Source organism: Actinosynnema sp. ALI-1.44, assembly GCF_001984155.1.
Classification (GTDB): domain Bacteria; phylum Actinomycetota; class Actinomycetes; order Mycobacteriales; family Pseudonocardiaceae; genus Kibdelosporangium.
This window is the reverse complement of the sequence record NZ_MTQO01000044.1, coordinates 360,766-373,261: the sequence shown is the minus strand read 5'-3', so window position 1 is coordinate 373,261 and position 12,496 is coordinate 360,766. Positions and strand designations below refer to the sequence as shown.

At 64.5% G+C, this 12,496-nt stretch carries 9 protein-coding genes; 3 read left to right on the top strand and 6 right to left on the bottom strand.

Going from position 1 to position 12,496, the window contains the following annotated elements; all coding sequences use genetic code 11:
• Nucleotides 1-51 precede the first annotated feature (51 nt).
• Nucleotides 52-705 carry a mycothiol-dependent nitroreductase Rv2466c family protein gene (locus ALI144C_RS20415; RefSeq protein ID WP_076988691.1) on the bottom strand — a complete coding sequence of 218 codons (654 nt, stop codon included), beginning with the start codon at nt 703-705 and terminating at the stop codon, nt 52-54.
• A 151-nt stretch (nt 706-856) separates the two neighbouring features.
• A complete protein-coding gene (locus ALI144C_RS20410; protein WP_237774233.1) occupies nt 857-1,330 on the bottom strand; it encodes a MarR family winged helix-turn-helix transcriptional regulator in 474 nt (157 codons plus the stop codon).
• Nucleotides 1,331-1,754: 424 nt separating this feature from the next.
• Here ALI144C_RS20410 and ALI144C_RS20405 point away from each other — a divergent pair, with 424 nt between their 5' ends.
• The 3 genes from ALI144C_RS20405 to ALI144C_RS20390 all read left to right on the top strand — a co-directional run bounded on the left by ALI144C_RS20405 (nt 1,755) and on the right by ALI144C_RS20390 (nt 4,983).
• On the top strand, nt 1,755-2,462 hold the full coding sequence (locus tag ALI144C_RS20405; RefSeq protein WP_083753215.1) for a response regulator transcription factor: 708 nt from the start codon (nt 1,755-1,757) through the stop codon (nt 2,460-2,462).
• A gap of 415 nt (nt 2,463-2,877) precedes the next feature.
• Nucleotides 2,878-3,531, top strand: coding sequence for a TetR-like C-terminal domain-containing protein (locus tag ALI144C_RS20395; protein ID WP_076988687.1), 654 nt, complete (start codon nt 2,878-2,880; stop codon nt 3,529-3,531).
• 234 nt (nt 3,532-3,765) lie between these two features.
• Entirely contained in the window at nt 3,766-4,983 is a 1,218-nt protein-coding gene (locus ALI144C_RS20390) for an MFS transporter (RefSeq protein WP_076988686.1), read from the top strand.
• Nucleotides 4,984-5,062: 79 nt separating this feature from the next.
• Here the strand turns inward: ALI144C_RS20390 and ALI144C_RS20385 are convergent, their stop codons facing one another.
• The 4 genes from ALI144C_RS20385 to ALI144C_RS20370 form a co-directional block, all read right to left on the bottom strand.
• Nucleotides 5,063-6,400, bottom strand: coding sequence for an FAD-binding protein (locus ALI144C_RS20385; protein WP_076988685.1), 1,338 nt, complete (start codon nt 6,398-6,400; stop codon nt 5,063-5,065).
• 230 nt (nt 6,401-6,630) lie between these two features.
• Nucleotides 6,631-7,356: a HemK2/MTQ2 family protein methyltransferase gene (locus ALI144C_RS20380; RefSeq protein WP_237774232.1), complete on the bottom strand. Its 726-nt coding sequence runs from the start codon at nt 7,354-7,356 to the stop codon at nt 6,631-6,633.
• 98 nt (nt 7,357-7,454) lie between these two features.
• On the bottom strand, nt 7,455-8,408 hold the full coding sequence (locus ALI144C_RS20375) for a pseudouridine-5'-phosphate glycosidase (protein WP_076988684.1): 954 nt from the start codon (nt 8,406-8,408) through the stop codon (nt 7,455-7,457).
• Between the two features lie 3 nt (nt 8,409-8,411).
• The gene (locus ALI144C_RS20370) at nt 8,412-12,440 is read right to left on the bottom strand and encodes an amino acid adenylation domain-containing protein (RefSeq protein ID WP_202819003.1); all 4,029 of its coding nucleotides are present in this window, start codon (nt 12,438-12,440) and stop codon (nt 8,412-8,414) included.
• Nucleotides 12,441-12,496 lie beyond the last annotated feature (56 nt).

The following is a 12,496-nucleotide window of genomic DNA, read 5'->3' as shown; positions in this document are numbered from 1 at the left end:
AGGGATCACGTCGACCCTGGAGGGATTTGCGTTTCCCGCTCGACCCGTGCGTCAGTCGAAGCTGGCTTCGCGGTTCCGGCTCCGTTTGAGTTCGAAGAAACCGTCGGTGCTTGTCACCGCGAGGACGCCGTCCCAGAGGCGACCGGCGGCCAAACCACGCGGAATCGGGGTGATCACCGGGCCGAAGAACGCGATGGGCTCTCCGTCAGGCCCTGGAACGTGGATGACCGGAGTGCCGACCTCGGTGCCGACGGGATCCATACCGGCATGGTGACTGGCGCGCAGCGCCGGGTCATAGCCCGTGTCTTCCGCCGCATCGACGAGTTCGGCCGGTAGATCGGCTTCCGCGAGGGCGGCGGTGATCATGGTCCGGCCCAGACCGGCTTTCTTCAGATGAATCAGGGTGCCCATGGCGTTGTAGAGCGGCCGCAGTACTTCATTGCCGTGCTGCTGTTCTGCCGCGATGCAGACACGCACGCAACCCCAGCCCTCGATCATGCCCTGCCTGTACTTCTCCGGCACTTCCCGTCCCTCATTGAGCACCGAAAGGCTCATCACGTGAAAGCGGGTTTCGACGGGTCGCACCTGTTCGACCTCCAGCAGCCAGCGGGAGGTGATCCACGCCCATGGGCAACGCGGATCGACCCACATGTCGACAACAGTGGCGGTCTGTCCGTCCGAACTCGTCGCGGGCACCGCGGGCATGCGAAATCAACCCCTTCTCGACCGGGAAGTGGAACTGATCAAGCTGAGTACGTGGTGGCCGGACTGTTCCCGCTGGGACTCACACCCCGGGGGCCGCGCTCGGTCCACCGTCGCGTCAACCACTTAGCGCTAAGTTATAGCGGACTTAGCGCTAAGTCAAACGCGGCGGTGTTGGACCGGTCGGACCCGCGGCCGGTTCGCTGTCCTCTTCGGCGAAGTCGTCGAGTGCCAGCAGGAGGTTGCGCAGTGTGCCGGCCAGTTTGTCCCGTTGGGCCCTGGTCATCGACTTCAGCAGGCGGTGCTCGGTGTCGACGTGGTCAGGCAGGGCGCGGTCGATCAACTCGCGGCCCTCCGCCGTCAGGTCGACGTACACCCGGCGGCCGTTGGTGCTGTCCGGCTGCCTGGTCACCAGGCCGCGAGCCTCGAGCCGGTCCAGTCGCTGGGAGATCGCACCGGAGGTGATCATGGCTGACCGCATCAGTTCGACCGGGGTCAGGCGGCCGGAGCGGCGCAACGTGGCCAGTACGTCGAACGCCGGGCGGTCGAGGTCGTGCTTGGCGAACGTCCTGCGCATCTCGCTGTCCAATACGCGGGCCAGTCGGGTCACTCGCCCGATCACCGCCATCGGCGAAACGTCCAGGTCGGGTCGGGCGCCAGCCCACTGCCCCAGAATTCTGTCAACATGATCCGGCACAACCGGGAGCGTACCCAATCGCCGAGGTCTCCGGCTTGGCGGACGAACGCGCATGGCGGTGTGCGGGCTTCAGCGGACTCCGGCCGCGTGCCTGTCTAATGAGCCGGGCAAACCCCACCGCCGCACCGTCCAAAGGCGTGATCATTTCGCTCGGATCGTTCATGAAAATCACTGTTCTCGACCAGCTTGGACACGTTTTCAGTCCCTGCTTCTCGGGTAACCTCCCCGGTGCACGATGGGGCAGAGTCATCTCAATTGGACTTGACGAGTACCACGAGGGTGGCGTGCTGGGTGTTAGGTTACAGAGGCGTGGGGCTATTCGGCGCAGACGCGCGAGCGGAGGAGTTGGGGGACGATGCTGCCGGTTCGTAAAGAAATTGACAAAAACAATTCGTTTGTCAAACATATCGCAATTCATGGGATGGATGCGCTGTCGAGTGCGGGTTTACGGGCAGCGATCGACGACGAATCCGATCTTCAGGCCCTCGCTCCTGTCGGCTCTCCGGAGAACCAGTCGACCGGTCGGACAGCTCGGCCGGACGTCGTCGTCGCCGAATGGGTCGGCGGCTCGGTGAAATTCGATCTCCTGCCGCCGTCGTGGGTCGATTCCCAGGATCCCGTACCCGTGGTCGCGCTCACGGACGGGTGGTCTCCTGATGACGCGCTGGGTGCTCTCCGTTCGGGCGTTCGGGGGCTGGCGCGACGAGCGGACGGTGTTTCCATGCTTGTCCAGGTCATTCGTTTCGTGGCCTGTGGGCAGTCGTTCTTCACCCCCTCCGTCATCGATTCGCTGATCGGCAGGCTCCTTGAGCGATTACCGGTCGGCGACGTCTGCGCGATGGGGAAGCTCTCGCGCCTCACGGCACGAGAGGTCGAGGTTCTCGGCTTGCTCGCCCGAGGGCAGACGCCTGCCGCGGTGGCCGCGCTGCTGTCCATCAGCGAATCGACAGTGAAGTCGCACATCTCCCACCTGCTCGACAAGTTGGATCTCCAGGACCGCGCGCAAGCGGTCGTGTTCGCCTTTCAGGCGGGCTTTCCTTCGGCGGACAGCCCGCGTAGCTGATCCCGACCCGAACACGCCTCATGGCGGGTTGACCGGATCGGAGGCGTGATCGCCGCAGTGGCGGCGGTGACGCCCGTGGTCTACGACTCCACCGGGTCGCGTGCGCTTCGACCTGCCATCAAGGCCAAGTAGTTGCCTGTGACCAGTGGATCAAATACGATCCGACTCGGTGCGGATCGAATTTGGAGGTTGCCGTGCGAGCTACGACGTTGGATCATGGGGTGTCGAACGTGGAGGATGTTGAGCGGGCAATGCAGTTCTGCGGGGACACACTCGGTCTCGCGGGGGACCGGGTCACGAGGTGGCGGTTACCGGTCAGCCGGTCTGACGCGCGCGATGTGGCGCGGTCGACCCCCCTGACGGGCCCGGGCACCGGCGCCGTCGAGCTCCGTCAGGGCCCTCGGGATGCCGAGCGTTGAGTCCCGCCGGAGCAGGTCGACCACGCGACCCCTCGATCGACGCGGCCGTTCTGGCCGCGACGGTGGAGGCGTTGCGCAACTGCGGGTACGCCAAGTTCGCCCTCGAAAAGGTCGCGGCCGCTGCGGGTACGACGAAAGCCGCGATCCGGCGCCGGTGGCCCAAGCGGCAACGGTTGGTCATCTGCGCTCTGGCGTCGATCCTCGTGGCGCCACCCACTCCGGACACCGGGTGCACCCGATGCGACCTGACCCGGACGGTGCGGCTCCTGGCCGAGACACTGCACGCCCAACTGCCGAACGGGATCCTCGCGCCGCTGATCGCCGACTGCGCTGCCGATCCCGAACTGCACGAACACCTGGTTTCCGTGCTGGTGCGGCCGAGCAAGCAGGCCGCGACCGCCGCGATCGAACGTGCGGTCGAGCGGGGCGACCTGCGGCCGGATGTCGACACGGACGCCCTCGTCGACCTGCTGGCGGCCACGGCTTACCAGCGCGCGCTGTTCGGCGGCGCACCGATCGACCAATCGTCGGCGAGGCGACTGGTGGACATCGTGCTGCGGGGAGCAGCGGTCGACTTCGAGCGCTTGGTGCTCATCAGCGAGCAACGCGGTCAGCGGCACGACAGTTCTCGACTCCTGCATCACGATTGATTCACCGCCCCAGTTGATTCACCACCACTGTTGATTCACCCCACTGTGAGCACCCGGTTCTGATGGGTGCCCACACCGTGCACCAACGCGGCTGATCAACCGCGCCGCCTTTTCGTCATCTTTCGAACACACCTGCGGTCCCCAGCGCGATCCGATCTTCAGTTCAGTCCGATCGAATAACCGTCACGGAAATTGTGTTTGTCCTTCACCTCTATGATCAGCGAGGAAGAGTCTATGACCACGAGCGATGAAACAACGCGGTCATCCGCCAAAGCATGGCTGGGCGTAGTCGCCATCACGGCCAGTCTGTTCACCTTCGTGACCACTGAGCTGATGCCCATCGGCCTGCTGACGCCGATGGGCGCGACCCTGGGAGTGCCGACAGGAACCGCCGCTCTGATGGTCACCCTTTTCGGCATTTCGGCAGGCTTGGGAGTGCCGTTCATCGTCGGGTGGACGAGGCGGGCCGACCGCCGTCTTCTGCTGTCGGCACTGCTGGTGGTACTGGCCGTGGGCAACCTGATCACGGCCGCCGTGCCGAACTACCCGCTGCTGCTGGCCACTCGACTCGTCATGGGGTTCGCCCACGGCGTGTTCTGGGCCATCGGCGTGAGCATGGCGATGCGCATCGTGGAGCAACGCCACGCCAGCAGGGCCGCCGCGGTTGTCATGTCCGGCATGTCGATCGCCACGGTGGTCGGCATCCCGCTTGGCACGTTCCTCGAAGACCTGACCAGTTGGCAGACCACGTTCTACATCTGGAGCGGCCTCAGCGCGCTGGTGTTCCTGGCAGTCGCCGCGTTGGTTCCCCCGCTGCCGTCGCAGGGAGTGGTCTCGGTCCGGGAGGTCTTCGGACTTCCCATCAAGAACGTCCGCCTCCGCGCGGTGATGATCACCGTCATGCTGTACGTGCTGGGGCACTTCGGGGTGTATACGTTCATCCGGCCCTTCGTCGAGAACAATGCGACGAATACGGCGGGTTATCTCACTGTCGCCCTGGTTGTGTTCGGCCTCGGCGGAGCGGTCGGGAATGTGATCGCCGGACACACGGTGAACAAGAATCTGCGGGTCAGTTTCCTCGTGTCCTGCGGCGGGCTCTTGGCGTCCATGCTGCTCCTGCTCACGATCAGCAGCAGCGTTGTCGGTCTGATGGCCGCGGTGGGGTTGTGGGGAATCTCCTTCGGTGCCGCCAACCTGTCCCAGATCAACATGACACTGGCCGCCGCACCGGATGCGTTCGAAGCGGCGATGGCGATCAACACCTTGCAGTACAACCTGTCGATCGCGCTGGGAGCGTTCTTCGGCGGACTCGTCGTCGACGGCCTCGGCCTCACCAGTGTTGTGTGGTTCGGTGTGATCCTGACCGGAGCCTCACTGCTTGTCGCACTCGCCTGGCACCGGGCGCCGGCCACATCTGCCGGAGCCGATCAGGGAGTCACCGCGACCTCGTAGCCTGTCCAGGACACCGCTGACACGCGTCGGCGCGGTCGCCAGGAGTGGCGACCGCGCCGACGTGATCGGAGAAATCGGATCAGAAGACCTCATACCCGGGGGTCAGCACGTGTTTCGGGTCGTAGAGCTCCTTCGCGGTGCACAACCCGTCCCACCGGGAGCCGAAGTGCGTGCGCCACTCCTCCGTCGACATCGGGAAGGCACTCACCGGATTCAGCGTTCCGCCTGCCGCGCGTACCCGCTCGTAGATCGCTCGATTGGCTTTCACCATCGCGTTCGCCGCTTCCTCGGAGTCCGTCACGGGGAAGCGCAGCAGATTGAACGCGAACGACACCTCCTCGGCGGGCAGCCGCATCAACGGGCTTCGGATCGACCGGGTGCGCAGCGGGAATATCAGGACCCGTCCGTACGTGCCGAGGTCGGCCATCGAGAGCAGGTCCAGCTCGGCGGCCAGGACCGACTGGGCCGCGGAGTCACCGATGAAGGTGGCCAGCCACGGGTGTGGGTGAAACCAGTGACCGTTCGACCGGAGCGATTTCTCCAGCGGGGCGAACCGGTACGCGTAGTCGGAGTACGGGAAGGTGCCGATCTGCGCCTGTGCCCGGTCGTCCGACAGCCCGGCGAGCAACGCGTCGTCGTCGGGGGCGTCGGCACCCGAGAACAGCTTCGAACCATCCACCAGGTACGTCCAACCGCCCGCTTCGCCGGGCACCGCGGCACCCTGGAGGTAGTCCCACCGCCCTTCCCGCAAAAGCACTCGCTGGTCGGCGAGCATCGTGTCGAGGTCGCCGTAGATCAGTTGGTATCGACGGGCGCTGTCCTGCGCGGGCGTCAGTGACAGCGTCGCCCGGCTGATGATGCCGACCTGGCCGAGGCCCGCGCGCATGGCGTCGAACAGTCGCGGCTCTCGGTCTGGCGAACAGGTGATGACGCGGCCGTCGCCGGTGACCACTTCGAGTTCCAGCACGGTGTCACTCTGCGTGCCGTAACGCCATGTCGTACCGCCGACACCGCCGACCACGATCGTGCCACCGACGGACAACTCAAGGTATTCGGTCAGCACCGGCGGCGTGAGACCTTCCTGCAGTGCGGCGTCGAGCACATCGCTCCATTTCGCACCCGCGTCGACCACGATTCGGTCCCGTTCGACGCTGTGCACATCCTTGCGGCCGGACATGTCCACGACGACGCCACCATCCACCTGGGACCGTCCGTAAACCGAATGACGCTCTCCCTGCGGGGTGACCTGCTTGCCTTCGTCACCCATCCAGCGAAGGATCCTGCCGACATCCGCCGTCGAGCCGGGCCGCAGCACACCAATCGGCACATTGTGCACCAGGTTGCCGAAATCCACCGCCGCTGCCTGCCGCGAGGCCTCGTCCTTCAGCAATTCCCCGTCGAGATGAGGGGGTTCCATTGTTGTTCCTCCACAGTCGACTGATGCTTCTCCGACGGGCGTTCTGCCTGGTGCTGGGATCATCCAGTGGGCGAGTCCGCGTCGAATACGGTCCCCACCATCGTACTGAGAATTTCCGCATACTCCGGTGTTTTGTCTGATCAACTCATGGTGCTCTGCCACAACGCCCAGTTGTGGCAGAGCACTGTGCGAGCCGCGGGTGTCGTGCGGTCCCGTTTTCTACTCTCGTCTCACGACAGGCGGTACGTGAAGTAGTCCGCGGGCATCCCGGCGAAGTCCCCGCTGTGCTGGAACACCAACTCCTGACGGAAACCCGCGTCCCGCATGAGCTTGCGGAGGTAGTCGATGTCGCCGACCGTGCTGAAGAAGATCATCATGCGGCCGCCGTCCGCGAGGTGTCCCCTCGCCTCCCGGAAGAACCTCGTCAGTGCGGCGTAGTTCTCGTCGGTGGTGGCGGCTTCGGCGACGTTGCGGGCGGGGAACCAGTGGAACGGCGGGTTGAAGATGATCAAATCGAAAAGGCCTTCGACGTTTTCGAAGATGTCACTCTGATGTGCCTTGACCCGGTCACCCACGTTGTTCAGCTCCGCGTTGGCGCGAACAGCCGCCACCGCGTACGGGCTGATGTCGACAGCGATCACTTCAGCGGCTTTGTGTGCTGCGGCGATACCGTGGGCGCCACTCCCGGCACCCATGTCCAGTACGCGGTCACCCTCTTTCACTTCATCGGCCACAGCCTTGCCGAACAGGGGTGACACCGCGCAGGGCGTCATGACCTCCGACGGCACCTTCAACGTCAACCCCAGCCAGGAAACAGTCTGTTCGGTGTCTGCTCCATCCTGGGCGGGCGCGACGAGCCGCTTGTGCAGCTCTCGGATTTCCTCCACACGCTCATCCGACATCGTCGGCCGGTAGCCGGCCGTTCCCAGGCCACTGCCCGGCTGATTCGGTTTCACAGTTCGATCCCTCTCGCTTGTTGTTTCCCCAACGACAACTGTTTCCAAGGAGGCGTCGTCATGAACTCTGGTGTCGGGGCGGAGCGATTTCGGCCCCGTTACCCTCGTATTTCCGAACGGTACTTGGCGTGTGCCGCGGCGAGCCGGCCGCCGACGTGCGCGGTGCTGACCAGAACCGCCACATTGGCTTTCGTCGAACGGCCTTCCGTTGCCGCATCCACCGCACGCATCAGGTACTTCGTGATCCCTTGCCCTCGAATGCCATCCCGCTCCGCCGCGGCGATGGCCTCGGCGATGGCCGTGTCGACGTCGTCGCTGTCGATCGCCTCGTCCGGGGACACCGGCGTCGTGATGAGAAACGAGCTGGTGTTCCCCAGCGCCCAGTGGTTCTCGATCGACCGGGCGATCACTTCGTCGTCGTCCAGTCGCCGCGGACTGCGCAGACCACTGGACACGCAGTAGAACGCCGGGAAATCGTCGGACCGGTAGGACACCACCGGTACGCACTGCGTTTCCAGGAACTCCAGGGTCAGGCAAAGGTCCAGGATCTTCTTCGCGCCCGCGCAGACCACGGCCACCTTCGAGCGGGTGAACTGCATGAGATCCGAGGAGATGTCCATTGTCTTGTCCGCGCCTCGATGCACCCCGCCGATCCCGGCCGACGAGAAGAACGGAATACCGGCGAGCTCCGCTCCGACGACGGAGGCGGCGACCGTCAACGCTCCCATCCGGCCCTGCGCCAGGATGACCGGCAGGTCCCTGCTGCTCACCTTCGGGATGTCCGGCGTCGAGGCGAACCGTTCGATGTCGGCACCGGACATGCCGACGACGATCGCGCCGTTGTCGACAGCGATCGTCGCGGGCACCGCACCACCCGCCCGAACCGCTTCCTGGACCCGCTCGGCAGTCGCGGCGTTCTCCGGGTACGGCAAACCGTGGGAGATGACGTTGGACTCCAGCGCGACGACTGGCAGCCCCTCGCTGATCGCTTCGGCCACCTCGTCGTCGACGACCAGCGGAATGCCCGTCTTCCGTGCCGTGTTGGCGGTCATCGGTCAGTTTCCCTCTGGCTCGTAGTTCGGGACCTTGCCGAGGGTGTGCCAGCGGTTGACGATCTCCGGGACGTAGACCTTTTCGTTCCACACCTCTTTGTCGATCGGTTCGAACGCGATCGAGACCGCTCCTTCGTCACAATCGAACGCGTTCGTCATCGCCTTGGTCAACGCGGAGATCAGTCGGGCGTGTTGCGTCGGGGTGAGCGGTGCCGGGAAGTGCTTGACGTTGATGTGGGGCATTACTCGCTCCTTCCAGAAGTCCAGGTGTCGACGGATCGCCGTGGCCAGGTCGCCGACGTCCGGATCTCTCAGAATTGAGTAGTGGTCGGCGCCGAGGTCGACGACAGCCGGGGCTGCCGCCGAGTACCCACCGCTGCTTTCCAGGAATGAATAGTCGTCGCCCGTGGCCTTGAAGATGGCAATAGGCGCGTTGATCTTCCGCTCGGCCAGTTCGCGGAACGAGTAGCTGAACTCGAAAGTTCGCTCCACGACCCTGACGATCCGACGGACGGTGTCGACGTCCAGGCCCGTGAAGTTCTCGCCGATGAAGCCCACGAAACTCTCACGGTCTCTGGTGGCCGCGAGACAGTCCTCCAACAGCGGTCCATCGATCGCACCAGCGAAAACAGAGAACAGGACCGTCACATAGGTTCTGTTGACATAGGTCGCGGCCTGTTCCTGCTCGTCGGCCGAGTCGATCTTGGGCGCGCCGGGGGCGATCAGGACGACGTGGTCGACCTTCTCGCCCAGCTGTTCCAGTTGGTACGCGGCTTCGAAGGCAACGCGGGCACCGAAGGAGTACCCCCACAACGCGTACGGACCTTCCGGCTGCTGTTTCCTGATGGCGTCGACGTCTTCGGCCGCCATCTCCCTGATGGTCGCGTACGGCTCTTCACCGGGGTTGATGCCGTACGCCTGCACTCCGTAAAACGGTCGGTCGGCGCCGATGTTCCTGGCAAGAGCCTGGAGGTTCATGGTGTATCCGCCGAGACCGGGCCAGCAGTAGACAGGCGTCGCCGCCCCCTCCGGTCGCAACGGGACCAACCGCGAGACCGGACCGGTGCCCGACCCGGAAACCCGGTCGGCCAGCTGCTCGATCGTCGGCGATTCGAACAGCACCTGTAGCGGTAATGAGATCGCGAACTCCCGGTTGATCGCGGTGATCAACCCGACGGCGATCAACGAGTTCCCACCGGCGGCGAAGAAGTCGTCCCGCACCGAGACGTGCTCGAGCTTCATCGCCTTCTGCCACAGCTCGGCGATCCGCCGTTCGACCGCGGTGTGCGGCGCGACGAAGGGATGCCCGGCGACGTCCACGTCAGTGCTGTCGGACGCGGCGAGTGCCTTGAGGTCGATCTTCCCGTTGGGAGTGGTCGGCAGCTTGTCGAGCACGACCACCTTGTGCGGGATCATGTAGTCCGGCAGGAAGTCGAGCAGGTCGTTGCGGATCATCTCGGCCGGGCCACTCATGTGCACGACGTCTTCGTTCATGCCCTCGTGCAGCCGCTGCTGGTCACTCACCCCGCCGCCGACGAAGAAATAGGACGGACCGGTCTCCCGGCCGGTGCCCTTCAGAATACTGTCGATTCGGATGGCAGACGGGAGGTCGTCGCCGGTCTGGGAACTGTACCCGGAAGACATGAATCCCAGATTCAGGTCGTTCATCGACAGCCGCTGCAGCTTGCGGCCGAGGTCGATGTAGCACCGCCAGGCCGGCTCGGCCCGGCTGATCACGGTGATCCCGACACTCGCCCGGTCGTACACGGCCTGGTTGATGGCGATGACGTGTCGGCGCTCGATGAGCTCGGACGAGATCAGTTCGAGTCGCCCGTCCGCGTACGCGTATTGGCCGGCGGGCAGATCGGTGACCTTTCCGGGGTGAGCCTGGACGTACACATCCAGCGAATCGTCCGGTCGCGGTCCCGAGTAGGGGATCAGCTTGAACGTGCCCAGGTAGTGGTCCTCCTCGGCGACGTCCAGCCTGTTCTTGACGGCAGGCGCGTAGTCCGAGGCGATGATGTCGAAACCGTATGACGGCAACACTTCCTCGAACAAGCCGACCATGTGCCCGGTCTCGATCTCCAGCACTTCCCGGATGTTCTTCTGGTAGATCGGTTCGATCGCGCGCTTCCTGCCGACGAAGTGCGCCTTCACCGAGAACGCTCCCGGGTCGACTGTCTCGTTGATCAGGACCAGCTGGTGGTTGATCGGGTGGTAGTAGTAGATTCCTGCGCGCAGGGCGCCGATCCCCGCGATCTCCAGGTACAGCTGTGTGGCGTACAGCGAACCAGGTGACGCGTAGGCGTACTTCGGCAGGAGGCGTTCCGGGCTCACGTGCTGCCCGAAGCATCTCAAGATCTCGCCCAACTCTCCGAAACTGAGATCCCGCTGCCCCCGTGTGGGCACCTCGGAGGTCTCGTGGTCGAGCAGTCGGAGTATGTCAGATTTCGTAACCGCACTGCCGTCGTAGAACCGATAGGTTTTGCGCGCGAAAGCCTGCCTGCGCTGTTCTTCCGTCGCGTCAGCTCCCGGTAGATCGGTCACCGGCCTGCCGCTGATGTCCGCCGCATCCCGGACGCCCCCGTTCGTCAGCTGCGCCCTGACCTGGAGCCTGCTCTCTTTCGACTGGTGGTGCGCGGCGTGGTTGCCCTGGTCCATCAGGGCCGCTTCCTTCGGGTTCAGCTCCACGCAGGCGACCAGGTTCTTGAACCCGGTGCGCGGGTGGACCTTGACTATCACCGCGGCGTGCCTCACCCAGTGGTGGGTTTCGATGGCCAGGCGGATCTCGTCGAGCTCGACCCGAAAGCCGTGCAGTTTCACCTGGTTGTCCGCCCGGCCGACGAACTGCACGGTGGCGTCGGCGTTCCACGAGACCAGATCGCCTGTTCTGAACAGTTTCCCGCCACCGAACGGGTTGTCCACGAAGCGGCGCGCTGTCTGCTCAGGCTGGCCTATGTAGCCCCGTGCCACCTGAATCCCACCGATGTACAGCTCGCCGACCTCGCCGACAGCCACCGGGGACCCGTCATGGTCGAGAACGTGGTACTCAGTGCCGTGGACCGGGGTGCCGATCGAGATCGCGCTCGCGTCTCCCCCGAGAGCAGCCCTTTCCACTGTGTACGCCGACGAGTTGATGGTGCATTCGGTCGGCCCGTACAGGTTGACGAGTTCACAGAACGGTAGGGCGTCAAAGCACTGCTGTGCGAGCTTTTCGGAAAACGCTTCACCGCCGACGAAGATCTGCGCGAGCGTTGCGCACGTCGACAACTCGTCCGTGTTCAGCAATGCCTGGAGCAACGTGGGGACACACTGGAGGGTCGTGACGTCGTGTGTTCGGATGGTGTCGATTATTCGCTCGGGATCGCGGTAGATGCCCTTGCCGCCCATCACGACCGCAGCACCGACCGCGGGTGCCAGGATCTCCCATTGTGCCGCGTCGAAGCTCATCGGGGTTTTCTGCAGCACGGTCCTGCTCTGGTTCAGGCCGTAGGCGGCCGCGAGCCAGCGCATCTGGCTGACGATGCTGCGGTGTTCGATCATGACACCCTTCGGCTTGCCTGTGCTGCCTGAGGTGTAGATGACGTATGCCAGTGAGCTGGGGTCGGCGGCCGTGACCACGCCGGCCCCGCCGGGGTTTCCGGTGTCTTCCAACGCGACGATCACCGTGCCCTCGGCTGCCAGCTCGGCGGCCCGGCCCGCGGCAGCGCGATGGGACACGATGACCTTGGCGCCGGAGTCCTCAACCATGTAGCGCAACCGTTCGGGCGGGTAGTCCGGTGACAGGGGCAGATAGGCGCCGCCTGCGAACAGGATTCCCCACACACCGACCATCAGATCCACGGAAGGCTCGACGAACAAGGCGACACAGTCATCGGCCGTGATGCCGAGGCCGCGCAGGCGAGAGGCAAGTTCGGAACTGCGTTGGACCAGTTCGCGATAGGTCATGCGGTCGTCGCCGGACACGACGGCTGTGTCGTCCGGTCGTAATCGGGCCTGTTCGTGGAGCAGGTCGAGGAGACTCGGTTCCACGGGATTCGTTGTCGTAGTGGACGAACGGTGCACTTTTCCCCCAATGAACGCTGTCT

Excerpts from the sequence above, each read along its gene's own strand:
- ALI144C_RS20375 (WP_076988684.1), bottom strand. The coding sequence starts at position 8,408 with ATGACCGCCAACACGGCACGGAAGACGGGCATTCCGCTGGTCGTCGAC.
- ALI144C_RS20405 (WP_083753215.1), top strand. The coding sequence starts at position 1,755 with ATGCTGCCGGTTCGTAAAGAAATTGACAAAAACAATTCGTTTGTCAAA.
- ALI144C_RS20410 (WP_237774233.1), bottom strand. The coding sequence starts at position 1,330 with ATGGCGGTGATCGGGCGAGTGACCCGACTGGCCCGCGTATTGGACAGC.
- ALI144C_RS20385 (WP_076988685.1), bottom strand. The coding sequence starts at position 6,400 with ATGGAACCCCCTCATCTCGACGGGGAATTGCTGAAGGACGAGGCCTCG.
- ALI144C_RS20390 (WP_076988686.1), top strand. The coding sequence starts at position 3,766 with ATGACCACGAGCGATGAAACAACGCGGTCATCCGCCAAAGCATGGCTG.
- ALI144C_RS20415 (WP_076988691.1), bottom strand. The coding sequence starts at position 705 with ATGCCCGCGGTGCCCGCGACGAGTTCGGACGGACAGACCGCCACTGTT.